General features: G+C 70.0%; 23 protein-coding genes, 1 tRNA gene and 1 pseudogene. 14 read left to right on the top strand and 11 right to left on the bottom strand.

Annotated elements, in window-relative coordinates; translation table 11 throughout:
* Positions 1-1,127, bottom strand: a pseudogene (locus tag ABB07_RS22565) (SUKH-4 family immunity protein); the annotation flags it as partial.
* Positions 1,128-1,137: 10 nt separating this feature from the next.
* The gene (locus tag ABB07_RS22560; protein ID WP_208900410.1) at positions 1,138-2,133 is read right to left on the bottom strand and encodes an SMI1/KNR4 family protein; all 996 of its coding nucleotides are present in this window, start codon (positions 2,131-2,133) and stop codon (positions 1,138-1,140) included.
* Between the two features lie 319 nt (positions 2,134-2,452).
* Here ABB07_RS22560 and ABB07_RS22555 point away from each other — a divergent pair, with 319 nt between their 5' ends.
* Both ABB07_RS22555 and ABB07_RS22550 read left to right on the top strand, forming a co-directional pair.
* Complete coding sequence (locus ABB07_RS22555; RefSeq protein WP_208900409.1) at positions 2,453-2,965, top strand: YwqJ-related putative deaminase; 513 nt, start codon at positions 2,453-2,455, stop codon at positions 2,963-2,965.
* Between the two features lie 52 nt (positions 2,966-3,017).
* Positions 3,018-3,548, top strand: coding sequence for an SUKH-3 domain-containing protein (locus ABB07_RS22550; RefSeq protein WP_208900408.1), 531 nt, complete (start codon positions 3,018-3,020; stop codon positions 3,546-3,548).
* A gap of 19 nt (positions 3,549-3,567) precedes the next feature.
* Here ABB07_RS22550 and ABB07_RS22545 read toward each other — a convergent pair whose 3' ends face one another.
* Positions 3,568-4,881: a sensor histidine kinase gene (locus ABB07_RS22545; protein WP_208900407.1), complete on the bottom strand. Its 1,314-nt coding sequence runs from the start codon at positions 4,879-4,881 to the stop codon at positions 3,568-3,570.
* A gap of 165 nt (positions 4,882-5,046) precedes the next feature.
* On the opposite strand from ABB07_RS22545, the gene ABB07_RS22540 reads away from it, so the two are divergent.
* The 7 genes from ABB07_RS22540 to ABB07_RS22510 all read left to right on the top strand — a co-directional run bounded on the left by ABB07_RS22540 (position 5,047) and on the right by ABB07_RS22510 (position 10,766).
* Positions 5,047-5,919 (top strand): hypothetical protein, encoded by an 873-nt coding sequence (locus tag ABB07_RS22540; RefSeq protein ID WP_208900406.1) that lies wholly within the window; start codon positions 5,047-5,049, stop codon positions 5,917-5,919.
* A gap of 6 nt (positions 5,920-5,925) precedes the next feature.
* A tRNA-Gln gene (locus ABB07_RS22535) sits at positions 5,926-5,996 on the top strand.
* A gap of 124 nt (positions 5,997-6,120) precedes the next feature.
* Positions 6,121-7,569: a bifunctional UDP-N-acetylglucosamine diphosphorylase/glucosamine-1-phosphate N-acetyltransferase GlmU gene (glmU, locus tag ABB07_RS22530; protein WP_208900405.1), complete on the top strand. Its 1,449-nt coding sequence runs from the start codon at positions 6,121-6,123 to the stop codon at positions 7,567-7,569.
* A gap of 155 nt (positions 7,570-7,724) precedes the next feature.
* Positions 7,725-8,705: a ribose-phosphate diphosphokinase gene (locus tag ABB07_RS22525; protein ID WP_055704852.1), complete on the top strand. Its 981-nt coding sequence runs from the start codon at positions 7,725-7,727 to the stop codon at positions 8,703-8,705.
* A gap of 201 nt (positions 8,706-8,906) precedes the next feature.
* A complete protein-coding gene (locus ABB07_RS22520; protein WP_208900404.1) occupies positions 8,907-9,503 on the top strand; it encodes a 50S ribosomal protein L25/general stress protein Ctc in 597 nt (198 codons plus the stop codon).
* Positions 9,504-9,579: 76 nt separating this feature from the next.
* Positions 9,580-10,185, top strand: a complete 606-nt coding sequence (pth, locus tag ABB07_RS22515; RefSeq protein ID WP_208900403.1) for an aminoacyl-tRNA hydrolase — start codon at positions 9,580-9,582, stop codon at positions 10,183-10,185.
* A gap of 65 nt (positions 10,186-10,250) precedes the next feature.
* Entirely contained in the window at positions 10,251-10,766 is a 516-nt protein-coding gene (locus tag ABB07_RS22510) for a hypothetical protein (RefSeq protein ID WP_208900402.1), read from the top strand.
* Positions 10,767-11,289: 523 nt separating this feature from the next.
* Here ABB07_RS22510 and ppc read toward each other — a convergent pair.
* Positions 11,290-14,022 (bottom strand): phosphoenolpyruvate carboxylase, encoded by a 2,733-nt coding sequence (ppc, locus tag ABB07_RS22505; RefSeq protein ID WP_208900401.1) that lies wholly within the window; start codon positions 14,020-14,022, stop codon positions 11,290-11,292.
* A 302-nt stretch (positions 14,023-14,324) separates the two neighbouring features.
* Here ppc and ABB07_RS22500 point away from each other — a divergent pair, with 302 nt between their 5' ends.
* Together ABB07_RS22500 and ABB07_RS22495 are read left to right on the top strand one after the other, a co-directional pair.
* A complete protein-coding gene (locus ABB07_RS22500; protein WP_208900400.1) occupies positions 14,325-15,332 on the top strand; it encodes an acyl-CoA desaturase in 1,008 nt (335 codons plus the stop codon).
* Complete coding sequence (locus ABB07_RS22495) at positions 15,329-16,006, top strand: TetR/AcrR family transcriptional regulator (RefSeq protein WP_208900399.1); 678 nt, start codon at positions 15,329-15,331, stop codon at positions 16,004-16,006. The genes ABB07_RS22500 and ABB07_RS22495 overlap by 4 nt, the downstream gene beginning before the upstream one ends.
* A gap of 29 nt (positions 16,007-16,035) precedes the next feature.
* On the opposite strand, the gene ABB07_RS22490 is transcribed toward ABB07_RS22495, so the two are convergent.
* Complete coding sequence (locus ABB07_RS22490) at positions 16,036-16,395, bottom strand: VOC family protein (RefSeq protein WP_208900398.1); 360 nt, start codon at positions 16,393-16,395, stop codon at positions 16,036-16,038.
* A 2-nt stretch (positions 16,396-16,397) separates the two neighbouring features.
* Positions 16,398-17,222 carry a trans-aconitate 2-methyltransferase gene (locus ABB07_RS22485; protein WP_208900397.1) on the bottom strand — a complete coding sequence of 275 codons (825 nt, stop codon included), beginning with the start codon at positions 17,220-17,222 and terminating at the stop codon, positions 16,398-16,400.
* A gap of 88 nt (positions 17,223-17,310) precedes the next feature.
* Here ABB07_RS22485 and tamR point away from each other — a divergent pair, with 88 nt between their 5' ends.
* A complete protein-coding gene (tamR, locus tag ABB07_RS22480) occupies positions 17,311-17,808 on the top strand; it encodes a MarR family transcriptional regulator TamR (protein ID WP_055704861.1) in 498 nt (165 codons plus the stop codon).
* Here the strand turns inward: tamR and ABB07_RS22475 are convergent.
* From ABB07_RS22475 to galT, 5 genes are all read right to left on the bottom strand, one after another.
* On the bottom strand, positions 17,767-18,540 hold the full coding sequence (locus tag ABB07_RS22475; RefSeq protein WP_208900396.1) for a LuxR C-terminal-related transcriptional regulator: 774 nt from the start codon (positions 18,538-18,540) through the stop codon (positions 17,767-17,769). The genes tamR and ABB07_RS22475 overlap by 42 nt on opposite strands.
* 351 nt (positions 18,541-18,891) lie before the next feature.
* Positions 18,892-19,149: a hypothetical protein gene (locus tag ABB07_RS22470; protein WP_208900395.1), complete on the bottom strand. Its 258-nt coding sequence runs from the start codon at positions 19,147-19,149 to the stop codon at positions 18,892-18,894.
* Between the two features lie 97 nt (positions 19,150-19,246).
* Complete coding sequence (galK, locus tag ABB07_RS22465; protein ID WP_425264820.1) at positions 19,247-20,401, bottom strand: galactokinase; 1,155 nt, start codon at positions 20,399-20,401, stop codon at positions 19,247-19,249.
* An 11-nt stretch (positions 20,402-20,412) separates the two neighbouring features.
* Entirely contained in the window at positions 20,413-21,390 is a 978-nt protein-coding gene (gene galE / locus ABB07_RS22460; protein ID WP_208900393.1) for a UDP-glucose 4-epimerase GalE, read from the bottom strand.
* Positions 21,387-22,472, bottom strand: a complete 1,086-nt coding sequence (gene galT, locus ABB07_RS22455) for a galactose-1-phosphate uridylyltransferase (RefSeq protein WP_208900392.1) — start codon at positions 22,470-22,472, stop codon at positions 21,387-21,389. The genes galE and galT overlap by 4 nt, the downstream gene beginning before the upstream one ends.
* Before the next feature lie 180 nt (positions 22,473-22,652).
* On the opposite strand from galT, the gene ABB07_RS22450 reads away from it, so the two are divergent.
* Positions 22,653-24,344 (top strand): sodium:solute symporter family protein, encoded by a 1,692-nt coding sequence (locus ABB07_RS22450; protein WP_208900391.1) that lies wholly within the window; start codon positions 22,653-22,655, stop codon positions 24,342-24,344.
* A gap of 21 nt (positions 24,345-24,365) precedes the next feature.
* On the top strand, positions 24,366-24,710 hold the full coding sequence (locus ABB07_RS22445; protein WP_208900390.1) for a hypothetical protein: 345 nt from the start codon (positions 24,366-24,368) through the stop codon (positions 24,708-24,710).
* Positions 24,711-24,814: the final 104 nt, after the last annotated feature.

Raw genomic sequence — 24,814 nt, 5'->3', positions numbered from 1 at the left:
GGCGTACCCGGCGGCGGCGGAGGCGTACTGCCCTGCGGAGCACCCGGCGCGGCAGGGGCGGCGGGCGCCCCGGGGACAGCGGGCGCGCCCGGCGCATACCCAGCGCCAGGAGCCCCCGGCGTACCGCCAGGGCCGGGCTGGACACCCGGCGCGCCCGGCGGGAAGCCCTGCGCGCCCGGCGTGTCCGAAGGATCGAGCGCCGGCGCGACCGCCGTCGGCGGCAGCTGACTGCCCCCCGACATCAACGCCGTCTTCGCATCCGGCGCGCTCACCGGCGGCCGCGGAGCCGCGTCGTCGGAATCGCTCAACGGCGGCGCGAACACCGTCGCGGGCAACGGCACCGAACGGTCGTCCTCACCGGAGTCCGCGTTCGTGTCCGTACCGGCCCAGGGCGTGGCCCCCACCGGCACCTCCACGGAAGGCGGTCCCACAGGAGCAGGCGCCCCGGGCACACCGGACGCGCCCGGCGCCTGTACCCCGCCCTGCGCGCCACCAGAAGCACCAGCGCCCCCGGCCACACCGGACGCCCCCGCCGGCACCCCGGCCTGCGTCTCCGCCGGCCCCGCCGCACCGGACGAAGCCCCACCACCGGCACCCGAACCGGCACCGGCACCCGACGCACCGGCACCGGACCCACCGACGCCCGCGGCAACGGCACCGGACGACCCCGAACCGGCACCCACGCCACCAGAAGCCCCGGCACCGGCACTGGCCCCCGAACCGTCCTCGCCCCCCGGCCGCCGGTCCCCGATGCCCAGCTTGTCCGCCGCCTCCTGCAACCACTCCGGAGGAGTCAGCAGGAACGACGTCTGATTCAGATCCACCCGCGCCGCAGCCGGCGCCGGAACCGCGTCCTGCGGCTCCTCCGCACGGCCGTACTCCTCCTCGTACCGGCGGATCACCTCACCCACCGGCAACCCCGGCCACAGCGTCGCCTCCCCGCTGTCCCGGGCGATCACGAGCCGCTGCGCACCCGCGTCCGAACGCGGACCCTCCGCCCGGTCCTCCCCCCACACCACGAAACCCAGCTCGAACTCCCGCACCCGCACCTCACGGTGCTGGTACGCGGGCACGTCACCGTTGATCCACTCCTCGGCGCGCTCCTGCGCCTGCGCGTAGGTCACCATCGCCTGAAGCTCACTCCCCCACCGGGCCGGAAGACACCGGAACGACACGGGCGAAACCGCCGTCGACCATCAGATTCGCCACCGTCTCCAACTCCGGCGGACTGCCCGCCAGCCGCGACAGGAAGACGTCGAAGTCGTCGCCGCACGGCAGCAGCAGACGCTCCACCCGCTCCGCCGGCGACCACGACGGATCCACATCACGCACATCGTCGTACGCGCAGAACCACACCGAACCAGGCCGCTCGCCCTTCACCTTCACCGCGAGCAACCCGCCCTGCACGAACGCCACCCCGAGGTAATCCTTCGTCAGATGGTCGCGCAGACACTTGTTCACGTACACCAGGTCATTGACCGCGGCCTCGTCCCGCACCGTGAAGAACGGCTGGTCCAGCAGCAGCCCCAGCTCGGCGTCCAGCGCCGTGCCCACCGGCGCACACCCACCCGCCGCCTTCAGGAACGAGCGATACGCGCCCGGCAGCCGGTAGCCGAGATCCTCCTCGACCCCCTGCACCTGCCCCTCCGACACCGCCACACCCGACTTCGGCAGACCGAAATGCGCCGGCCGCGTCTCCTGCAACGGCCGCGTCCCCCGCTTGCCGTGGTCCACCGCCGCCGTCGCCACCCCACCGTGATGCCGCAGCAACGCCTTCACCTCGACCGGAACCAACTCCAGCCGCCGCGTCCCCGCCACGTGGTGCCACGTCCAGCCGTGCGGCGTCGCCACATCCGGCACCGTGTCCCACAACTCGTGCCCCGCCGCCGCCAACGCCGCGTTCGCCGACACATAATCCGTCAGCCGCAACTCGTCGACACCGAAGCCCTCCGGCGGCTCGGCGATCTCCACCGCCACGCGCGCGTACGGCGAGAAATCCGGGTAACCACCCTCATCGACCCGTACCCCTCTCGGGTGACGCGCCGCCCGGACCGGATCCGGGAAGTGCACGACCTGCCCGGCATAGGCCGCGTTCGGCGGCGCGGCTTGCTGCCCGAGCCGACCTGTCGTCATGGCGGTAGCCCCCTGCGGCGTTCTCTCTGGCCTCGAATGGCGGTGTCGATCGCGGATGCCGACAGCCTATGCGGTACCCGAACCCCGGTCACCGGCCCACCGCACCTCGCGGAAACCACCCCTCCACTCCCGGAGACAACCACCCACCACCTCCCGGAGACAACCACCCGCCACCTCCGTGACCAGCCGTCACCCCACCGTGACGACCAGCCCCGAACAGGGCGTGTCGCACCGCCCCAGCTTCCGCACCCGCCACGGCATTTGGCACCCTGTGTCCTTCGGGGGACACCGGGGAACGCCCGGGGAGGGGAAAACGAACATGAATACCTTGCGAACCGGAGGTACCGACGTGCGGGCCGGCGACCCACGCATCGGCTGGAGCGGCACCGACACACCCGCCCCCACCCTCCGCCACCGCCGCGACGGCATCCTGCCCACCATCGCCGCCGCCCTCTCCGTCCGCGGCGCCACCCTCACCGGCACCGCCGCCCGCAGCGACCAGCCCCCGCCCCTGCACCCCCTCGTCCAGGACTTCCTCGACACCCTCACCAGCGGCGAACGCGACCGCTTCACCGGCCGCTGCGCCGAGACCATCCTCATCTCCCGGCACCTCACCACCGCCGACGCAGCCCGCAGCAAACGCGCCGCCCGCAAACCCATGACCAACAGCGAAGCCCGCAAAGCCCTCAAACACGCCAAACTCACCACCCGCCGCATACGCGAGGACGGCGACCCCCTCCACGGCAGCTTCGCCACCCCCTGCCGCGCCTGCACCGCCCTCAGCGCCCACTTCGGCGTCCGCATCGTCGACCCCACGGCAACCGACGGCTGACAGCCCCCGTCAACACCAGTGACACCCAGCAAGCTCGACGAACGAAGGGCCGATGCACGCCGACCGCACCTCCACCCCCAGCCCCGGCTCCGCCCGACCGGGCGGACCCCCCTCCCGCTTCCCCGTACTCGTCGACGCCGCCCTGCGCGCCGCCGGCTGGCAACCCGGACGCTGGGACATAAAACAGGCGGAAATCTGGGCCGACACCCTCCGCGAACACACCTCACCCGCCGGCCACCGGCACACCGTCTTCCCCGCCGCCGTCGAAGCCTGGGCCGAATTCGGCGGCCTCACCATCACCCCCAGCGGCCCCGGCCGCCAGATCGCCCCCGCCACCCTCCACCTCGACCCCCTCCACGGCCTCCACCACGCCCGCACCCTCGGCGACCTCGGCCGCGCCCTCGCCACCGAACTCTGCCCCCTCGGCGAAGAGACCGACACCACCGCCGTCCTCGCCATCGACACCGAAGGCCGCGTCTACACCCTCGACCACACCGGCGACTGGTACGTCGGCCCCGACATCGACCACGCCCTCGCCACCCTCGTCACAGGCATCCAGCCGGTACGACTCACCGCCGGCTGACCCGCGAACCGAGGTCTGCTCACGCCGCCGGAATCACCGCCGACACCCGGAAACCCCCCGCATCCGTCGGCCCCGACACGAACACACCACCCAGCGCCGCGACCCGCTCCCGCATCCCCACCAGACCGTTCCCCCCCGACGGCAACCCCGCCGACGACGCCGACCCCGGCTCCGGCGGCGGCTCGTTCTCCACCTGCATCGCGATCTCCGACACCCGATGCGCGAGCCGCACATGCGTCTTCGCACCCGCCGCATGCTTGTGGACGTTCGTCAACGCCTCCTGCACCACCCGGTACGCCGTCTGCTCGACCACCGCCGCATACGACCGCACCTCCCCCTCCACCGACAGATCCACGACCATCCCCGCCGCCGCCGACTGCCCGACCAGCTCCTCCAGCTCCGACAGACACGGCCCGTCCACCGAACCGTCCACCTCCGCCACCCGCGAAGCCGCCGCCGCAGCCGCCTCCCCCACCGCCGCCAACGGCACCCCCGAACCACGCCGGACCGGATCCTCCCCCGCCCGCAGCACCCCCAGCATCTCCCGCAACTCGGTCAACGCCTGCCGCCCCATGTCCCCCACCAGCGCGGCATTCCGCACCGCCTTCTCAGGATCCTTCCGAGCCACAGCCTGCAGCGCGGCAGCGTGCACCACCATCAGACTCACCCGATGCGCGACCACGTCATGCATCTCACGGGCGATCCGGGTCCGCTCCTCGTTACGCGCCCACTCGGCCCGCTCCTCCGCCCGCTCGGCCAGCAACTGAAGCTCCCGCTCCAGACTGTCCGCCCGCTCCCGCAGGCTCTCCATCAACCGCCGCCGCGCCCCCACGTACAGACCCAGCAGCACCGGCGGAGCCGTCAGCCCCAGCGCCGTCGTCACCGCCGCGAACGGCACGAACCAGTCACCCAACGTCAGATCACCGCGCGCCATGTCCTGCCGCACCCGCACGAACGTCACCACCGCCGTGCCCACCAGCGACATCCCCGCCAGCGCCCCGATGACCCGCCGCGGCACCTCACACGCGGCCAGCGTGTACAGCCCGACGACCCCCAGCAGAAACCCCATCTGCGCCGGCGTGATCGCAATCGCCACGAGCACGACGGCAATCGGCCACTTCCGCCGCACGAGCAGGACGGACCCGGCGATCACCCCGAAAACGACCCCCACCGCCACCGGAATGCCGGCATCCCGCGCGAACGGAACCCCCTCCGCGCCGCACTCCACGGCCGACACCAGCGCGAGACTCCCGTCGAGCACCGCACTACGCCACCTGGCCCACCACCACGGGCCGGTCAGGCCCTCGGCATGCTCTTCCCCCGTCACGGTCATACGTCCAGCCTACGGGCGACCCCCGCGCCATTTCCGGCGACTTTCGCCGACCTCCACACACCACACTCCGTAACCGCGCCACCTCGAAACCCACCGAAATCACTCGAACTGGGAACCCTTCCTGTTCGACCCCGGAACACCCCGTTCCGCCCGGACGGTATGCCCATGGCACATTCACACAGCAAATACGCCGACTTCGAGGGCTTGCGGGAACGGGCGGTCGCGTTGCGGCGGGCCGGCTACAGCCTCCGGCAGATCCGGGACGAGCTGAAGATCTTCAACAACGACATCCTCAACCAGCTGGTGAAGGGGGAGCCACCGCCGGAGTGGACGAAGCGCCCGAGGGCGAAGGATGCGCTGCGAGAGAGGGCGCGTGAGCTGCGGCGGCAGGGTTGGACGTACAACGAGATCCAAGCAGAACTGGGGTGCTCGAAGAGCTCGGTCTCCTTGTGGGTACGGGATCTGCCGCATCCGGAACCCAAGCGCACACCGGAAGAGCAACGGGCACGCATGAACGCGGGACTCGCGAGACTGCGCGCCGAGCAGGACCGCGAGCGAGCGGCCACGAAACAAGCGGCAGCGGCAACCATCGGCGAACTGTCCGACCGTGAGCTATTCATCCTTGGCGTCGCCTTGTACTGGGCCGAGGGGACGAAGGACAAGCCGCACGCTCGTCGGGAGAGTGTTGAGTTCGTCAACAGCGACCCGACCATGATCACTGTCTTCCTCGCCTGGCTGGACCTGCTCGGAGTGGAGCGTGATCGCCTGCACTGCCGAGTCATGATTCACGAATCCGCAGACGTCGACGCCGCCGAACGCTACTGGGCCGCCCTCGTTGGCGTAGACAGGGCCCTCCTGGGCAAGACCACGCTCAAGAAGCACAACCCCACGACCGTGCGAAAGAACACGGGCGACCGCTATCGAGGCTGCCTTGGCATCAAAGTCCGCCAAGGTGCGGATCTGTACCGTCGCATCGAGGGCGCCTGGTACGGCATAGTAGGGGCTGCGTCCGGCTCCGATCTAGGAAATCGGACATAGCGGTAATCCCGGGTCGTCTAAGGGCAAGACGTCAGATTTTGGTTCTGATCATGGGGGTTCGAGTCCTCCCCCGGGAGCATCTGCTCAGTTCGGGTCCTGACTGGTACCACCCCCGTCAGGACCCGCTCTCACCTCCCCCAAGTAACACCCCGGTATCCTGCGGCTGTCATCCCCACTCACCCACAGCCGAAGGGCAACCCCGTGAGCGCCATCCGCCCGGCAGCCGTCGTCGTTCTCGCAGCGGGTGAGGGCACCCGTATGAAGTCGGCCACACCGAAGGTCCTGCACGAGATCTGTGGCCGTTCCCTGGTGGGCCATGTGCTGGCCGCCGCCCGTGCGTTGGACCCGGAGAATCTGGTCGTCGTCGTGGGCCACGCCCGTGAGCAGGTCACCGCTCACCTCGCCGAGATCGACCCGGCCACCAGGACCGCCGTACAGGCGGAGCAGAACGGGACCGGGCACGCCGTGCGGATGGGCCTGGAGGAGCTGGGCGGGGCCGTCGACGGGACCGTCGTGGTGGTCTGCGGGGACACGCCGCTGCTCACCGCCGAGACGCTGAAGCAGCTCGCCGGGACCCACGCCGGCGACGGCAACGCCGTGACCGTGCTGACCGCCGAGGTGCCGGATGCCACCGGGTACGGCCGGATCGTGCGGGACGAGGCGACGGGTGCCGTGACCGCGATCGTGGAGCACAAGGACGCCACCGATGCCCAGCGGGCGATCCGGGAGATCAACAGCGGGGTGTTCGCGTTCGACGGGCAGTTGCTGGCGGACGCGCTGAAGAAGGTGCGGACGGACAACAGTCAGGGTGAGGAGTACCTCACCGATGTCCTGGGCATTCTCCGCGAGGCCGGTCACCGGGTCGGGGCTTCCGTGGCCGGTGATCACCGGGAGATCGCCGGGATCAACAACCGGGTGCAGTTGTCGGAGGCGCGCCGGATCCTGAACGACCGGTTGCTGACCGCTGCGATGCTGGACGGGGTGACGATCGTCGATCCGGCGTCGACCTGGGTCGATGTGACGGTGACCTTCGAGCGGGATGCGCTCGTTCACCCCAACACGCTGCTGACGGGCTCCACGCATCTCGGTGAGGGTGCGGAGGTCGGGCCGAACAGCCGGCTGAAGGACACGCGGGTGGGTGCTGGGGCGCGGGTGGACAACACCGTGTCGGACGGGGCTGTGGTGGGTCCGCAGGCGAGTGTCGGGCCGTACGCGTATCTGCGTCCGGGGACGCGTCTGGGTCTCAAGGGCAAGATCGGGACGTACGTCGAGACGAAGAACGCCAGCATCGGCGAGGGTACGAAGGTGCCGCATCTCTCCTACGTCGGTGATGCGACGATCGGTGAGTACACGAACATCGGGGCGGCGAGTGTGTTCGTGAACTATGACGGGGAGCACAAGCACCACACGACTGTCGGGTCGCACTGCAAGACGGGTTCGGACAACATGTTTGTGGCTCCTGTCACGGTCGGGGACGGTGCTTACACCGCTGCCGGGTCTGTGATCACGAAGGATGTGCCGCCTGGTTCGCTGGCTGTGGCCCGTGGTCAGCAGCGGAATATCGAGGGTTGGGTGGCTCGGAAGCGTCCGGGGAGCGCGGCGGCGAAGGCGGCCGAGGCGGCGTCCCGGAGGGGTGAGAGCGAGGGCTGACCGGATTCGTGTGCGCCAAACACGGCGTACCGTGATAAGTGCACATCCGCACACGTGCACCCGCACCCCTACCAGCTGGTTCGGCCTCTCATGCCCAGACGGGAGGTCGCCCGAGCTGCCGGCTGGTCTGAGACAACCTCTGAGGAGACTGTGCTGTGACCGGGATCAAGACGACCGGCGAGAAGAAGTTGATGTTCTTCTCCGGCCGCGCCCACCCCGAGCTTGCCGAGGAGGTCGCCCAGCAGTTGGGTGTCGGGGTTGTCCCGACGAAGGCCTTCGACTTCGCGAACGGTGAGATCTACGTCCGTTATCAGGAGTCGGCGCGTGGTGCGGACTGCTTTGTGATCCAGAGCCACACGGCTCCGATCAATCAGTGGATCATGGAGCAGTTGATCATGATCGATGCGCTGAAGCGTGCGTCGGCTCGTTCGATCACGGTGATCGTGCCGTTCTACGGTTACGCGCGGCAGGACAAGAAGCACCGGGGTCGTGAACCTATTTCGGCGCGTCTGATCGCTGATCTGATGAAGACGGCGGGTGCGGACCGGATCCTGACGGTGGATCTGCACACGGATCAGATCCAGGGGTTCTTCGACGGGCCGGTGGATCATCTGTTCGCGTTGCCGCTGCTGGCGGACTATGTGGGCGAGAAGGTGGACCGGGACAAGCTGACGGTGGTGTCGCCGGACGCGGGTCGGGTGCGGGTGGCGGACCGGTGGTGTGACCGGTTGGGTGCGCCGCTTGCGATCGTGCACAAGCGGCGGGACAAGGATGTGGCGAACCAGGTGACCGTCCACGAGGTCGTGGGTGAGGTCAAGGGCCGGGTGTGTGTGCTGGTCGATGACATGATCGACACGGGTGGGACGATCTGTGCGGCTGCTGATGCGCTGTTCGCGCATGGTGCCGAGGATGTGATCGTGACGGCTACGCACGGTGTGCTGTCGGGTCCTGCCGCGGACCGGTTGAAGAACTCACGGGTGAGTGAGTTCGTGTTCACGAACACGTTGCCGACTCCGGCGGAGCTGGGCCGGGATCTGGACAAGATCCGGGTGTTGTCGATCGCTCCGACGATTGCGAGTGCGGTGCGTGAGGTGTTCGAGGATGGTTCGGTGACGAGCCTGTTCGACGAGCAGTGAGGTTTCTGCGCCGTCTGTGTCCATGACGGCTGAAGATCCTTTTGGGTGCGGCCTCCCTTGCCGAGTAGACTGCTGCAGTTGCTCGGCGAGGGAGGCCGTACTCGTGCAGTACGGCGGTCCGTTATCGACGCGCTCTTCGTAGCAGGCCGTTCGTGGCCGGGTGACCACGTCCGTTCCGAGTTCCTACGAGGAGTGATCATTATGTCCGAGGTGAAGCTCGCCGCCGAGACCCGTACCGAGTTCGGCAAGGGTGCGGCTCGTCGCATCCGCCGTGACAGCAAGGTTCCGGTTGTTCTCTACGGCCACGGCACCGAGCCGGTGCACCTGACCCTGCCGGGTCACGACCTGCTGCTGGCGCTGCGTACGCCGAACGTCCTGATCTCGCTGGACATCGACGGCAAGACCACCGAGCTGGCGATTCCGAAGGCCGTGCAGCGTGACCCGCTGAAGGGCTTCCTGGAGCACGTGGACCTGCTGCTGGTCAAGCGTGGCGAGAAGGTCACGGTCGAGGTTCCGGTGCACACCGAGGGCGAGCTGGCCCCGGGTGGCAACCTGCTGGAGCACGTCCTGAACGCGCTGCCGGTCGAGGCCGAGGCCACGCACATCCCCGAGGCCGTGACCGTCTCCGTGGAGGGTCTGGAGGCCGGTGCCTCGGTCCTCGCCAAGGACATCACCCTTCCGAGCGGCACCACGCTGGCCGTCGAGGAGGACGCTGTCGTCCTGCAGGTCCTGGCCGCGCAGGCCGAGGAGACCGAGGGTGAGGGGGCCGTCGAGGGCGAAGAGGCCGCCGAGGCCTGATCCTCGCCGTCGTCATCATCCGGTCCAGCCGCCGTTTCCCTCGCGGGGAGCGGCGGCTGGCGCGTATCAAGGAGACATGGACGTGACCACCCCCGCCAGTACTGATCCCTGGCTGATCGTCGGGCTCGGGAATCCCGGGCCGGAGTACGCCATGAACCGGCACAACGTCGGTTTCATGGTGGTGGAGTTGCTCGCGGAGCGGATCGGGGGGAGGTTCAAGCGGGCGGGCAAGGCGCAGGCGCAGGTGCTGGAGGGGCGGATCGGTCCGGCGGGGCCGGGCAGCCGGCGGGTGGTTCTGGCGAAGCCGATGTCGTACATGAATCTGTCGGGTGGTCCGGTGAACGCGCTGAAGGACTTCTACAAGGTGCCGGTGGCGCATGTCGTGGCGGTGCATGACGAGCTGGACATCGACTACGGCGTGCTGCGGCTGAAGCTGGGTGGTGGGGACAACGGGCACAACGGTCTGAAGTCGATGACGAAGGCGATGGGTGCGGACTATCACCGGGTGCGGTTCGGGATCGGGCGGCCTCCGGGTCGTATGCAGGTGGCGGACTTCGTGCTGAAGGACTTCTCGTCGGCGGAGCGCAAGGAGCTGGACTATTTCGTGGACCGTGCGGCGGACGCGGTGGAGTGTCTGGTGATCGAGGGTCTTGAGCGGGCGCAGAGCGCGTACAACTCCTGAGTACAACTCGTGACATGTGCTGGTACGGCGGACAGCGAGGTTGACCGCGGTTGCGGGTATGGCCAATGATCCCGGCCATGCCTGCCACAGCCAGCACCGCTCGCCAGGCCTCTGTGACCGCGTTGCGGTGGGGGCGGGTCTCGGCGATGGGTGCGGTCGCCGCGTTGATCGTGTTCGCCGGGGTGTGGGGTTCGTGGGGGACCGCGCAGCAGGTGATGCTGTCCAAGGGGCGGGAGCAGGGCACGGTGCGGGTGACGGCCTGTGCGCGTGATGTGTGCAGTGGTCCGTTCTCGCCGACGTCGGCGGGGGCGCGGGCCCGTGCGCGGGTGGAGATCGCGCAGCCGGTGGCGGTGCGTGCGGGGCGGACGTACGACGTGGTGCTGAAGCCGGGGACGGCGGACGCGGTGCGGTCGGGTCCGGCGGGGATCCTGTACGCGTGGGTGCCGTTGGGCGGGGCGTTGCTTCTCGCGTCGGTGGTGGTGGCCGGGGGGATGCGGCTGACGCGGGTGGCGTGGGTGCTGGCGGGGTGTGGGCTGACGTTGCTGACGGGGGCGTTTCTGGCGGTGTCCGCCGGTTCGTGAGTCCGTGCGCCGGTGGTGGGGGCAGGTGTTGTGTCATCCGTGCCGGCGCGGTGACCGCCGGTGTGTCCGCAGCGCTGTTCGTTGCCCCGGCGGCGCATGCCGCTCCGCCCGGTGACAACGGCGATGTGAAGATCCACAAGTCCGCGACGGACGAGCGCGATCAGCCGCACGTGTGCTCGTTCTGCCTGGACGCGTTCCACTTCGACGGCGGCCGGCAGGTCGACTGGCGCATCGAGGTGTGGGCGCCGACCGGTGGGACGAAGGGCGCGCCGGTGAAGTCGGGTGCCCTGTCCCTGGACGCGGACGGTCATGGCCGTAAAGCTGTTCTGGAACTTCGTTGGGGAGAAGGGTTCGGCGAAGCAGCGGGGTCGGCCTCCTCGTCGGCGCCCGTTCCGTCCTCCTCGCCGTCCGCGCATGCCTGGCGCTGCGGCGCCGGAAGGCGCGCGGCTGACCGGAGCCGGACAGGACGGTGCCCCCGGGGTCGTACGGCCCCGGGGGCACCCTTTTTGTCGTGTCGTGGCGGTCAGCCGGTGTTGCGCAGGCCCGCTGCCACGCCGTTGACGGTGAGGAGCAGGGCGCGGGAGAGCAGCGGGTCGGGGGTGACGCCGGCCGCCGCCGCGTCGCGCTGGCGCTTGAGCAGGGTGACCTGGAGGTAGGAGATGGGGTCCAGGTAGGCGTCGCGGATGGCGAAGGTCTGCTTGAGGACGGGCTGGGCGTCCAGCAGTTCCTGTTCGCCGGTGACGCGCAGCACCTCGCGGACGGTCAGCTCGTGTTCGGCCTTGATGGTGTCGAAGACGTGCTTGAGGTCGTCGGGGACGAGGGTGTCGACGTAGTGCTGGGCGATCCTGAGGTCGGTCTTGGCGAGGGTCATCTCGACGTTGGAGATGAAGTTCCGGAAGAAGTGCCACTGCTGGTGCATCTCGTCGAGGACGGTGTCCAGGCCGGCCTCGCGCAGGGCCTTCAGGCCGGATCCGACGCCGAACCAGCCGGGCACGATCTGCCGGGACTGGGTCCAGCCGAACACCCACGGGATGGCGCGCAGGCCGTCGAGCGAGACGCCGGAGCCGGGGCGGCGGGAGGGCCGGGAGCCCAGGTGCAGCTCGGCGAGCTGGTCCACCGGCGTGGACGCGAGGAAGTACGTCGGCAGGTCCGGGTCCTCGACGAGGGCGCGGTAGGCGGCGTGCGCGGCGTCCGACACCACGTCCATGGCTGCGTCCCAGCGGGCGAGGGCCTCGTCGGACTGGCGGGGGGCGGTGTGCAGGGCGGAGGCCTGGAGGGTGGCGGCGACGGTCAGTTCCAGGTTCTCCCGGGCGAGGGAGGGGATGAGGTACTTGTCGGAGATGACCTCGCCCTGCTCGGTGACCTTGATCTCGCCCTCCAGGGTGCCCCAGGGCTGGGCGAGGATGGCGTCGTGGGAGGGGCCGCCGCCGCGGCCGACGGTGCCGCCGCGGCCGTGGAAGAGGCGCAGGCGGACGCCGTAGCGGTGGGCGACGTCGCGCAGGCGGCGCTGGGCGCGGTGGATCTCCCACTGGCTGGTGGTGATGCCGCCGAACTTGGAGGAGTCGGAGTAGCCGAGCATGACCTCCTGGACGTCGCCGCGCAGCGCGACCAGGCGCCGGTAGGAGGGGTCGGAGAGCATGTCCTCCAGGATGGTGTCGGCGGCCTTCAGCTCGTCGGTGGTCTCCAGCAGCGGGACGATGCCGATCTTGGCCCAGCCGGCGTGCAGGTCCATGAGGCCTGCCTCGCGGGCGAGGACGGCGGCGGCGAAGACGTCGTCGGCGCCCTGGCACATGGAGATGATGTAGGACTCGACGACCTCGGGACCGAAGACCTCCAGGGCCTTCTTGACGGTCTCGAAGACGCCGAGGGTCTTCTGTCCGGCCGCGTCGACGGGTGCCGGGGTCGGCGCGAGGGGACGGCGGGACCTGAGCTCCTTGGCGAGGAGCTTGGCGCGGTACTCGCGGGGCATGTCGGCGTAGCGCCAGGACTCCTCGCCGAGGCGGTCGAAGAGCTGGCCGAGGGCGTGGTGGTGGGCGTCGGCGTGTTCGCGGACGTCCATGGTGGCGAGCTGGAGGCCGAAGGCGGCCAGGGTGCGGATGGTGCGGGCGAGGCGGCCGTCGGCGAGGAGGCCGCCGCGGTGCTCGCGCAGGGACGCCTGGATGATCCGCAGGTCCTTCAGGAGTTCGCCAGTGCCGAGGTAGTCGCGGCCGTCCTCGTGCGGGGTGCCCTTGGCGAGGCGCTGCTTGGTGTTCTCCAGCTTCTGCCGGATGCAGGTGGCCTTGAGCCGGTAGGGCTCCTCGGCGTTGAGGCGCTTGTAGCGGGGGCTGATCTCGGGGAGCACCTCGAGGTCGCGCTTGAGGGACTGAAGCAGTTCCTCGGTGGCTCCGGTGTAGCGGATGGAGTTGGAGAGCAGGCCGCGCAGTTCGTCGATCATCTCCAGGGCGTCGTTGATGCCGTGTTCGTGCTGGAGGATGAGGACGTCCCAGGTGACCTGGGGGGTGACGTTGGGGTTGCCGTCGCGGTCGCCGCCGATCCAGGTGCCGAAGGTGAGCGGGCGGGTGTCGTCGGGGAGCCTGACGCCGACCCGTTCCAGTTCGGCCGTCAGGTCCTCCAGGACGTCGCCGACGGCGTTCGCGTGCAGCTCGTCGAGGTAGTAGATGGCGTTGCGGGCCTCGTCGGCGGGCTCGGGGCGTACGACGCGCAGCTCGTCGGTCTGCCACACCAGGTCGATGTTCTCGGCGAGGCGGACGTCGTGGCGGCGGCGGTCGGAGCCCTGGACGGGGGTCTCCAGGAGCGCGGCGATGCGCCGGAGCTTGTTGAGGACCGAGCGGCGGGCGGCCTCGGTGGGGTGTGCGGTGAACACCGGGCGGACGTTGAGGTTCTGGACGGTCTGCTTCAGGTGCTCGGGGTCGGCGTCCTTCAGGCGGTCGGCCGTGCGGGCGAGCAGGCCGCCCTCGGCGGCGCGCCGGGCGCGCAGCTCGCGGCCGCGGTGGACCTGCTCGGTGACGTTGGCGAGGTGGAAGTAGGTGGAGAAGGCGCGCACCAGCTTGGCGGCGGTCTCCAGTTCGGTGCCGCGCAGCAGCTCGGCGGCGGCCTCGCCGTCCTCGCGGGTGAGGCGGCGGACCTTCTCGACCAGGTCGAGGAGCTCGGGCCCTTCCTGCCGTACGAGGGTCTCGCCCAGGAGATCACCCAGCCGGCGGATGTCGGCGCGCAGCTCGCTGCTGGTCGTGGTGGTCTGGTCGTCGGCACTGCTCACAGGTGCGGCTCCTTGCAGTGTTGAAGCTCGTCTGGCGGGAACCCGGCCGGCTGCCGCGGCGGCGGGTACCGCATACGGGCCGGAGCGTCCGGGAAGGAAACTTCAGCGGACCGCGCTGTCCGACCGAGTTCAAGGATAGGTGTCGATGAGGACGCGCAGGCTCTGGGGCTCTTGCCGCCGCTCGACACGCTGCCATACTTACGACGCCGTAGGTTACGGAACCGTAGGGAAGTCCCGTCCAGTCCCGTGCGGTCCCGGCGGCCCGGCACCTGCCTCGACCCTCGACCCCACAGGGGACGCGCATGACCTCAAGTTCCGATGTGATCGAAGAAGCCCGTCAGGCCAACGACACTTCCACCCCCTCCGCCACGCTGGGCGGCGAGCAGAAGCGCTCGATCGAGCAGATCACGCTGCTTGCGTTCATCACCGTGCCGTTCCTGGCGCTCGTGGCGGCGGTGCCGCTGGCCTGGGGCTGGGGGGTGAGCTGGCTCGATCTGGGCCTGCTGGTGTTCTTCTACTTCCTGGGGTGCCACGGCATCACGATCGGTTTCCACCGGTACTTCACCCACGGCTCGTTCAAGGCCAGGCGGCCGCTGCGGATCGCGCTGGCGGTCATGGGCTCGCTGGCGGTCGAGGGGCCCCTGGTGCGCTGGGTGGCCGATCACCGCAGGCACCACAAGTTCTCCGACGCGGAGGGCGACCCGCATTCGCCGTGGCGGTTCGGGGAGACGGTTCCGGCGCTGATGAAGGGCCTGTGGTGGGCGCACATCGGCTGGATGTTCGACGAGGAGCAGACCCCGCAGGACAAGTACGCGCCGGATCTGATCAAGGACCCGGCGATCCGGGCGATCTCCCGCCAGTTCGTGCTGTGGACGGCCGTGTCCCTGCTGCTGCCGCCGCTGATCGGCGGGGTGGTGACGATGTCCTGGTGGGGCGCGTGCACCGCGTTCTTCTGGGGTTCACTCGTCCGGGTGGCCCTGCTGCACCATGTCACCTGGTCGATCAACTCGATCTGCCACGCGGTGGGCAAGCGGCCGTTCAGGTCGCGGGACCGTTCGGGCAACGTGTGGTGGCTGGCGGTGCTGTCGTGCGGTGAGTCCTGGCACAACCTGCACCACGCCGACCCGACCTCGGCGCGGCACGGGGTGATGCGCGGCCAGATCGACTCCTCCGCGCGGTTCATCCGGATCTTCGAACTGCTCGGCTGGGCGTACGACGTGCGCTGGCCGTCACGCTCGCGTATCGATTCGCGCCGGAACACCGCCGATGACGGCTCCCGGCGCCGGGAGGAGACCGCGAAGGCGGCATGATTGACGCCGTGGCGACCGACTCCAGCAGCACCTCCAGCAACGACAAGCAGCGGCGGACCCGCCGGACCCGTATGACCGGTGCCGAGCGCCGCCAGCAGTTGCTGGAGATCGGTCGCACCCTCTTCGCGGCGAAAGGTTTCGAGGGCACCTCGGTGGAGGAGATCGCGGCGAAGGCCGGGGTGTCCAAGCCGGTGGTGTACGAGCACTTCGGCGGCAAGGAGGGCCTGTACGCGGTGGTCGTCGACCGCGAGATGCGCCGCCTGCTGGACATGGTGACCAGCTCCCTGACGGCCGGTCACCCGCGTGAGCTGTGCGAGCAGGCGGCGTTCGCCCTGCTGGACTACATCGAGGAGTACACGGACGGCTTCCGCATCCTGGTCCGTGACTCGCCCATCCCCCAGTCGACGGGTTCCTTCGCCTCGCTGATCTCCGACATCGCCACCCAGGTGGAGGACATCCTGGGCCGCGAGTTCAAGTCCCGCGGCTTCGACCCGAAGCTGGCCCCGCTGTACGCGCAGGCCCTGGTCGGCATGGTCGCGCTGACGGGCCAGTGGTGGCTGGACGTGCGCCGCCCGAAGAAGGCGGAGGTCGCCGCGCATTTGGTGAACCTGGCCTGGCACGGCCTGGACGGCCTGGAGCAGAAGCCGCGGTTGATCGGGCACCGGAAGGCGTAGCCCGCCGACGGGTGCGGGACTGCGTACGGTCAGCGGGGCTGGAGGAACTCCAGCCGGTTGCCCACCGGATCCTCCGAGTAGAAGCGCAGGTGGCCGGGGAGGTTGTCGTCCCAGGTCACCTGCGCGCCGAGCGCGGTCAGCCGGGCGGCGTACGCCTCGATCTCGGTGACCCTCAGGCCGGGGTGGGCCTTCTTCGCCGGGCGGAAGTCGGTCTCGATGCCCAGGTGGAGTTGCACGGCACCGGCCTGGAACCAGCAGCCGCCCCTCGCCGCCAGCACGGGTGGCTTGGGGATCTCCGTCATTCCCAGCACGTCGGCGTAGTACGCCCGCAGCGCGTCCTCCGACCCGGGCGGGGCCGCCAGCTGCACGTGATCGACCGCGGCGAGCATGCTCAGGCCTCCTTCACGGCGACGGCGAACAGCCGGCGGAAGGGCAGGACCGTGCCGTACGGCGCGCTGGGGTAGGCCTGCCGCAGCAGGTCCCGGTACTCGGCCAGGAACGCGTCGCGCGCTTCGGGGTCGTCGGCGAGCGCGGTCAGCGCGGGCCGCAGGCCGGTGCCCTTGACCCAGTCCAGGACGGGGTCCTCGCCCTTCAGGACGTGGTGGTACGTCGTCTGCCACACGTCGGTCGCGCAGCCGAGGCGGGCGAGGCGGTCCAGGTAGGCGCCGGGGGTGTGCACGGAGTCGGTGCGGCGCAGGACCTCGGCGAGGCGGGACTTCCAGCGGGGGGTGGCGGCGAGTTCGCGCATCAGGGCGTGCAGCGGGGCGTCGATGTTGTCGGGCACCTGGAAGGCGAGGACGCCGCCGGGACGCAGGCCGGCGATCCAGTCGGCGAACCGGCCGGTGTGCCCCGGCACCCACTGCAGGGTCGCGTTGGAGACGATCAGGTCGTACGGCTCCCCGGGCGCCCAGGTGCGCGCGTCGGCGTGGGCGAAGTCCAGCCGTCCGCCCCCGGCCGTGGGGCCCTCGTATCCCGTGTGGGCCGCGTCCAGCATCTCGGGCGAGTTGTCGTAGCCGGTGACGTGGGCGGCGGGCCAGCGTTCGGTGAGCAGCACGGTGACGTTGCCCGGGCCGCAGCCGAGGTCGGCGATGCGGGGTTGCCCCGCGGGCGGTTCCGTGGGCAGGGCGGGGACGCGGGCGAGGAGGTCGGCGAAGGGACGGGCCCGGTGACCGGCGTGCCGCAGATACTGCCCGGGATCCCAGATCGGTGTCGTCATGCCTCCACTGTCCCCCCATATTTCTCTTGATGTCAAGAGACTTGAGATCAAGAGACTTCATGTCGACACAACCACTACACTGATCTCCATGGAGGACGAGGTCGATCGGCTGGTCGCAGCGTGGCGCCGGGAACGTCCGGACCTCGACGTGGAGCCGCTGGAAGTGCTCAGCCGGGTGAGCCGGCTCGCCCGGCACCTGGATCGCGCGCGCCGGCTCGCCTTCGCCGAGCACCAGCTGGAGCCGTGGGAGTTCGATGTACTGACTGCGCTCCGGCGCGCGGGCACGCCGTACCAGCTCTCCCCCGGCCAGCTGCTGACCCAGACCCTGGTCACCTCGGGCACGATGACCAACCGCATCGACCGGCTGGCCAAGAAGGGCCTGGTGGAGCGGCTGCCCGACCCGAGCGACCGGCGGGGTGTGCTGGTCCGGCTGACCGACACCGGCCGGGACCGCGCGGACGAGGCGCTGGCCGGCCTGCTGGAGCAGGAGCGGGCGATCCTCGCCGAGCTGTCCCGCGCCCAGCGCGCCGAACTCGCCGGTCTGCTACGCCAGTTGACCGCCCCGTTCGACAACATCCCCGGTTAGCTCGGCCGGTCCGACCCCCGCGCGGCGGGCCAGTGCGACGGCGGCCAGCGTGGAGTGGACGCCCAGCTTGCCGAGGACGTTCTGCATGTGGGTGCGCACGGTGTGCGGGGAGAGGAACAGCCGCTCGGCGACGGCCTTGCGGCCCAGCCCCGCGACCATGCAGCGCAGCACCTCCCGCTCGCGCGGGGTGAGGGACTCCACCAGCCGCTCGCTCTCGGTGCGGTGCCGGCGGGCGGCCGTCAGCTCCCGGAGTACGCCGGTCAGCAGGGCGGGCGGCAGATGGGTCTCGTCGCGCAGCACGCCCCGGATCACCGTCAGCAGCCGGGACAGCGAGCAGTCCTTGGCGACCCACCCGGAGGCGCCGGCCTGCAGCGCGAGCGCCGCCCGCCGGGGATCGTCCTTCTCGGCGAGCACCACGATCCGCACGGCGGGCTGCGCGGCCCGGACCCCGGCGACCAGCGATATCCCGTCGACCAGCCCGTCCTCACCGCTCTCCTGCACCGGCACGGGCACGGCCGGGCGGGTGCCGGGCACCTGGCCGCCCAGGTCGGAGTCGACCAGCAGCACGTCGAAGCGGCGGCCCTCACCGGCCGCCCGTTCCAGGCAGCGCAGCGCCGCGGGGCCGCTGCCGGCGGCGGAGACGTCGACGTCCGGCTCGGCCGCCAGGGCGGCCGCGAGCGACTCGGCGAAGATGCGGTGGTCGTCGACGACCAGGACTCGGATACGAACCACGAAACCCCTCCCGGACCGGGCCTGGTCCTCAAGGAGGACGACGACCCGCGCGGACACGGCCACCCACGGAAAAGGACGCGCGCCGCGAGGCCGCCGCCGTCGCGGAAACCGCTACCCCCACCGCGGGCGCCGTACCCGCCTGTCTCGCCCCCTGAACAGCACCGGCCCCCACCGGTGCTGTTCCACAGAGTACGGATGGGAGCACGCAGCGGAAGGAGATTTGCAGAACTGGCCGTCCAGCGTGTTTGTCGTGTGCCGTGAGTTTCGTATTGAGGCGGAAGTCGACAATCCGGCGGACAGCAGTGATCCCCGGCAGTTGGCCGGGGATCGTCGAGCGGCTCCCAGCGGCCCCTACTCGGTTTCACCCCCGGGCGACATACGGCCCAGGATTTCACCCGTGAGCGTGCCGAGGATGCCCTCTTCCGGTTCCGCTTGGTCGGGGGACTTCGCCGCCGTGCCGCCCCTGCTGTCGGCGGCGTGGTGGTGCCGGGCGCTCGGTCCGTCGCTGGTGGGCTGGGGCGGAGGAGCGGCGGATGCGCCGGTCACACCGATCGTGGCGAGCAGGACAGGGGTGGCGATCACGATGGCCAGGGCTCTGCGTACACGCATGTTTTCTGCCTCATATTGGCTCATACCGGACAACAAGGTGCCGCGACATTACCCGGGCGTTCAGTACGAAAAACCGCTGACCGGTCCGATCACCCGCTCAGCTCAGCCTGCGCGCCCCCGCCGAGGGCACCGCCTCGAACACCCGGGGCGCCGCGTGGCCCGCCGCGGCGAACGCCTCCTCGACCGCCTTGGTGAGGGTGTCCACCTCGGCCGCCTCCGTCAGGACGATCGCCGAGCCGCCGAAGCCGCCGCCGGTCATCCGGGCGCCGAGCGCGCCGTGCGCCAGGGCGGTGTCGACGACCAGGTCCAGCTCCGGGCAGGAGATGCGGAAGTCGTCGCGCAGGGAGGCGTGGCCCTCGGTGAGGACGGGGCCGATCGCGCGGGTCTCCCCGGCGCGCAGCAGCGCGACGACCCGCTCGACCCGCTGGTCCTCCGTCACCACGTGGCGGACCAGGCGGACCACCTCCTCCTCGTCGCCGAGGCGGGCCAGGGCCGCGTCCAGCCCGTCGTACGGGACGTCCCGCAGGGCGTCGACGCCGAGCAGGGCCGCGCCCTTCTCGCAGCCGGCCCGCCGCTTGCCGTACTCGCCGCCGCTGTGGGCGTGCTTGACCTGGGTGTCCACGACCAGCAGGCGCAGCCCCTCGGCCGCGAGGTCGAAGGGGATCTGCCGCTGGGACAGGTCACGGGTGTCCAGGAAGAGGGCGTGGCCCTGCTCGCAGCAGGCCGACGCCGTCTGGTCCATGATCCCGGTGGGCGCGCCGACGTAGACGTTCTCCGCGCGCTGGCACAGCCGGGCCAGCTTCCAGCCCGGCAGGTCCAGTGCGAACAGGTCGTTCAGCGCGAGCGCGATCACGACCTCCACGGCCGCCGAGGAGGACAGGCCGGCACCGGTCGGGACCGTGGACGACAGGTGGACGTCCGCGCCGGTCACACCGTGGCCCGCGTCGCGCAGCGCCCAGACCACGCCCGCCGGGTACGCCGTCCAGTTCCCGTCGCCGCCGGGCGCCAGGGCGTCCAGGGACAGCTCCACGACGCCGCCGTCGATGTCCGCCGAGTGCAGGCGCAGGACGCCGTCGGTGCGGCGGGAGACCGCAGCGACGGCCCGGTGCGGCAGCGCGAACGGCATCACGAAGCCGTCGTTGTAGTCGGTGTGTTCGCCGATGAGGTTGACCCGCCCGGGCGCCGCCCACACTCCCTCCGGCTCGGCGCCGTACAGCTCGGCGAAGCGCTCCGCGACCTGCTGTGCCCCCACTACTGGCCCCACTACTGCCCCCTTGCGATGTGCTGTGCGAACTCCCACGCGTCCGCGACGATGCCCGCGAGGTCCGCGCGGGTCGGGTTCCAGCCCAGCTTCTCGCGGGCCGTGTCCGCCGAGGCGACCAGGACGGCCGGGTCGCCGCCCCGGCGCGGCGCCACGATCTCCGGGATCGGGTGGCCGGTGACCTGCCGGACCGTCTCGACGACCTGGCGGACGGAGAAGCCCTCGCCGTTGCCGAGGTTGCAGATCAGGTGCTCGCCCGGGCGGGCCGCCGTCAGGGCCAGCAGGTGGGCCTCGGCCAGGTCGGCGACGTGGATGTAGTCGCGGACGCAGGTGCCGTCCGGGGTCGGGTAGTCGTCGCCGTAGACGGAGATCGCCTCGCGGCGGCCCTGGGCGACCTGGAGGACCAGCGGGATGAGGTGCGACTCGGGGTCGTGCCGCTCGCCGACCATGACACCGGAAGACGTGCCGTAGGCGCCGGCCACGTTGAAGTAGCGCAGGGAGACCGCGGCCAGGCCGTGGGCGTTCGCCTCGCTGGTGATCATGTGGTCGACGGCGAGCTTGGAGGCGCCGTAGGGGTTGGTCGGCCGCGTCGGGGCGCTCTCCGTGATCGGGACCTGCTCCGGCTCGCCGTACGTGGCCGCCGTGGAGGAGAAGACCAGCGTGCGCACGCCCGCCTCGCGCATCGCGCCGAGCAGCGCCATGGAGCCGGCGACGTTGTTGTCCCAGTACTTCTCCGGCTTCACCACCGACTCGCCGACCTGCGAGGACGCGGCGAAGTGCAGCACGCCGTCGTAGGAGGGGTCGAGCCACTTGGCGGCGTCGCGGATGTCGCCCTCGACGAAGGCCGCCCCGGCGGGCACGCCCTCGCGGAAGCCGGTGGAGAGGTTGTCGAGGACGGTGACCTCGTGCCCGGCCTCAAGCAGGTGCTGGGCCACCACGCTGCCGACGTAACCCGCGCCACCCGTCACCAGGTACTTCATGAACTCGCTACCTCTCGCAGTCGCTCGGCCGCGCGCTCCGGCGGCACGTCGTTGATGAACACGCTCATGCCGGACTCGGAACCCGCGAGAAACTTCAGCTTGCCGGAAGTGCGGCGGATGGTGAAAAGCTCGAGGTGGAGCGCGAAGTCGTCCCGCGTGACCCCGTCGAACTCCTCCAGCGTGCCGAACGGGGCCTGGTGCCAGGCCGCGATGTACGGCGTCGGAGGCTCACCCGCGGCACCTTCCCCTCCGTCCCCCCCGTCGAAGATCCGGTCGAAGCGCCTCAAGAGTTCCAGATAGACCTGGGGGAATTCTGTGCGCGCCGCCTCGTCCAGGGCGAGCAGGTCGGGGACGCGCCGCTTCGGGTACAGGTGGACCTCGTAGGGCCAGTGCGCCGCGTACGGCACGAACGCCACCCAGTGTTCACCCTCAAGGACGACCCGCTCACCGGCCAGTTCCCGCTCCACCACGGCGTCGAAGAGGTTCTCGCCGCCGGTGGCCTCCTTGTGCGCGGCGAGCGAGCGGAGCATCAGCGCGGTGCGCGGGGTGGTGAAGGGGTATGCGTAGATCTGTCCGTGCGGGTGGCCCAGGGTCACGCCGATCTCGGCACCGCGGTTCTCGAAACAGAAGACCTGCTCGACGGCGGGCAGATGCGACAGCTCCGACGTGCGGTCCGTCCACGCGTCCAGCACCAGGCGCGCCTGCTCGACGGTCAGGTCGGCGAAGGAGGCGTCGTGGTCGGAGGTGAAGCAGACGACCTCGCAGCGGCCGGAGTCGCCGGCGAGGGAGGGGAACCGGTTCTCGAAGACGACGACGTCGTACGACGAGTCCGGGATCTCGCTCAGCCGGTCGCCCTGGGTGGGGCACAGCGGGCACTCGTCGGCGGGCGGATGGTAGGTACGGCCCTGCCGGTGGGAGGCGACCGCGACCGAGTCGCCGAGCAGCACGTCACGGCGGACCTCGGACGTCGTACGGGTCCGCTCCAGCGGACGGCGGTCGGCGGCGTCCCGCACGGCGTCGTCCTTGAGGTCGTAGTAGATCAGCTCACGACCGTCGGCCAGCCGTGTCGAGGTCTTCTTCAACGCCGGACTCCTCTACGTCCCGCACCCAATCACTCAACACAATCAAACATAACAGACCACAACTCGACAACGCTCAGGAGCATCACAATCAAACAAAGAACACCAACAGAAGTGTTCAATTTCTGAACGCGGAGGCGTAGGTTCCGCTCTGGATCAGTTCGCGCAACGAAGCGAGTACTCATGCAAACCCCCACAGACAGTCCCCTGTACTTGGCGGCGGCGCTACGGCTCCCCACCAACTGGCTGGACTACACGATCCTGGCGATCTACTTCGTCGTCGTGCTCGGGATCGGCTTCGCGGCCCGCCGCTCGGTGAAGACCAGCCTCGACTTCTTCCTGTCCGGACGCTCGCTGCCCGCCTGGATCACCGGCCTCGCCTTCATCTCGGCGAACCTGGCGGCCACCGAGATCCTGGGCATGGCCGCGAACAGCGCCCAGTACGGCGCCTACACCGTGCACTGGTACTGGATCGGCGCCATCCCGGCCATGGTCTTCCTCGGCCTGGTGATGATGCCGTTCTACTACGGCAGCAAGGTCCGCTCGGTCCCCGAGTTCCTGCTGCTGCGCTTCGACCGGGGCGCCCACCTGCTCAGCTCGATCCTGTTCGCGTTCGCCGCCATCCTGATCGCGGGCGTCAACCTGTACGCCCTCGCGATCGTCGTCGAGGCCCTGCTGGGCTGGCCGCAGTGGGTCGCGATCGTGGTCGCCGGCGCGTTCGTGCTGGCGTACATCACCCTCGGCGGTCTGTCCTCGGCGATCTACAACGAGGTGCTGCAGTTCTTCGTGATCCTGGCCGCCCTCATCCCGATCACCGCCCTCGGCCTGAAGAAGGTCGGCGGCTGGGACGGCCTGACCCACAAGCTCACCGCGACGCACGGGGCGAACTTCACCACCGCATGGGGCGGCACCGGCATCGGACACGTCAACCCGCTCGGCGCGAACTGGCTGACCATCGTCCTCGGCCTCGGCTTCGTGCTGTCCTTCGGCTACTGGACGACCAACTTCGCCGAGGTGCAGCGCGCCCTGTCCGCGAAGAACCTCTCCGCCGGGCAGCGGACCCCGCTGATCGCCGCCTACCCGAAGATCTTCATCGTCTTCCTGGTGATGATCCCGGGCCTGGTCGCCGCCGCGCTCATCCCGAAGTTCGGCAGCGCGGGCTCCGGCTACCAGTACAACGACGCCATCCCCTTCCTGATGCAGGAACTGCTGCCCAACGGCGTGCTCGGCATCGCCGTCACCGGTCTGCTCGCCGCCTTCATGGCCGGCATGGCGGCCAACGTGTCGTCCTTCAACACCGTGTTCACCAACGACATCTGGGCGAAGTACGTGGTGCGCGGACGCGAGGACGCGTACTACGTCCGGTTCGGCCGCCTGATCACCGTGATCGGTGTCCTCGCCTCCATCGGCACGGCGTTCCTGGCGTCCTCGTTCTCGAACATCATGAGCTACCTGCAGACGCTGTTCTCCTTCTTCAACGTGCCGATGTTCGTCGTGTTCATCGTCGGCATGTTCTGGAAGCGCGCGTCCGCCAAGTCCGGCTTCTGGGGCCTGCTCGCGGGCACCACCGCCGCGATGATCAACTACTTCGTGTTCTACAAGAAGGGGATCATCTCCATCCCCTCCGACCAGGGCGCCAACTTCGTCTCCGCGATCGCGGGCTTCGTCGCCGGCGCGGTCGTGATGGTCGCGGTGTCCCTGTTCACCCGGCCCAAGCCGGCCGAGGAGCTGCAGGGCCTGGTCTACGGCACCCGCTCCCCCGGCATGTCCGAACCGCCCGCACCCGGCGACGAGGCCTGGTACCGCAGGCCGGCCCTGCTGGGCTGGGGCGCGGTCGTGCTGGCCGCCGTCTGCTACGTCCCGTTCTCGTTCTGACGCGGGAGGATCGAGGAAACCATGTCCGAACACCCCGAACACCCTGACCGTCACCACCACTACACCGAGGACGAGGTGGCGCGGGAAGTCACCGAACTGGAGGGCAAGTCCGCGACCGCGGCCCGCATCTTCGACCTGCGCCGCATCATCGGCGGCCTGTTCGTGCTGTACGGCGTCATCGTCACGATCGCCGGTATCACCGACTCGCAGGCCGCCATCGACAAGGCCCAGGGCGTCAACATCAACCTGTGGACCGGGATCGGCATGCTCCTGCTGGGCATCTTCTTCCTGGCCTGGCTGAAGCTGCGCCCGACTCCGCCGCCGCTTCCTCCGGAGGGGTTGCCGGAGGAACGGGAGGGCGAGTAGGCGCCGTTCCCGTGTGCGGGTGCGTGGGGGCTGGTCGCGCAGTTCCCCGCGCCCCTTCGGGGCGCCATAGCTGCGGGCAGTCGTGCCTCCCCCAGTGCCTTAAG

Source organism: Streptomyces incarnatus (genome assembly GCF_001027185.1).
Lineage (GTDB): Bacteria > Actinomycetota > Actinomycetes > Streptomycetales > Streptomycetaceae > Streptomyces > Streptomyces puniciscabiei.
This window is presented reverse-complemented; position numbering and strand designations above follow the sequence as displayed.

Coding starts and splice junctions, on each gene's coding strand:
- ABB07_RS22490 (WP_208900398.1), bottom strand. CDS start 16,395: ATGCTCGCCGCGGTCGATCACGTGCAGCTGGCGGCCCCGCCCGGGTCG.
- galE (WP_208900393.1), bottom strand. CDS start 21,390: ATGAAGTACCTGGTGACGGGTGGCGCGGGTTACGTCGGCAGCGTGGTG.
- ABB07_RS22550 (WP_208900408.1), top strand. CDS start 3,018: ATGCACGCCGACCGCACCTCCACCCCCAGCCCCGGCTCCGCCCGACCG.
- ABB07_RS22450 (WP_208900391.1), top strand. CDS start 22,653: ATGCAAACCCCCACAGACAGTCCCCTGTACTTGGCGGCGGCGCTACGG.
- ABB07_RS22560 (WP_208900410.1), bottom strand. CDS start 2,133: ATGACGACAGGTCGGCTCGGGCAGCAAGCCGCGCCGCCGAACGCGGCC.
- ABB07_RS22520 (WP_208900404.1), top strand. CDS start 8,907: ATGTCCGAGGTGAAGCTCGCCGCCGAGACCCGTACCGAGTTCGGCAAG.
- ABB07_RS22485 (WP_208900397.1), bottom strand. CDS start 17,222: ATGACGACACCGATCTGGGATCCCGGGCAGTATCTGCGGCACGCCGGT.
- ABB07_RS22445 (WP_208900390.1), top strand. CDS start 24,366: ATGTCCGAACACCCCGAACACCCTGACCGTCACCACCACTACACCGAG.
- pth (WP_208900403.1), top strand. CDS start 9,580: ATGGACGTGACCACCCCCGCCAGTACTGATCCCTGGCTGATCGTCGGG.
- ABB07_RS22470 (WP_208900395.1), bottom strand. CDS start 19,149: ATGCGTGTACGCAGAGCCCTGGCCATCGTGATCGCCACCCCTGTCCTG.
- ABB07_RS22555 (WP_208900409.1), top strand. CDS start 2,453: ATGAATACCTTGCGAACCGGAGGTACCGACGTGCGGGCCGGCGACCCA.
- ABB07_RS22495 (WP_208900399.1), top strand. CDS start 15,329: ATGATTGACGCCGTGGCGACCGACTCCAGCAGCACCTCCAGCAACGAC.
- ABB07_RS22540 (WP_208900406.1), top strand. CDS start 5,047: ATGGCACATTCACACAGCAAATACGCCGACTTCGAGGGCTTGCGGGAA.
- ABB07_RS22545 (WP_208900407.1), bottom strand. CDS start 4,881: ATGACCGTGACGGGGGAAGAGCATGCCGAGGGCCTGACCGGCCCGTGG.
- ABB07_RS22500 (WP_208900400.1), top strand. CDS start 14,325: ATGACCTCAAGTTCCGATGTGATCGAAGAAGCCCGTCAGGCCAACGAC.
- tamR (WP_055704861.1), top strand. CDS start 17,311: ATGGAGGACGAGGTCGATCGGCTGGTCGCAGCGTGGCGCCGGGAACGT.
- ABB07_RS22510 (WP_208900402.1), top strand. CDS start 10,251: ATGATCCCGGCCATGCCTGCCACAGCCAGCACCGCTCGCCAGGCCTCT.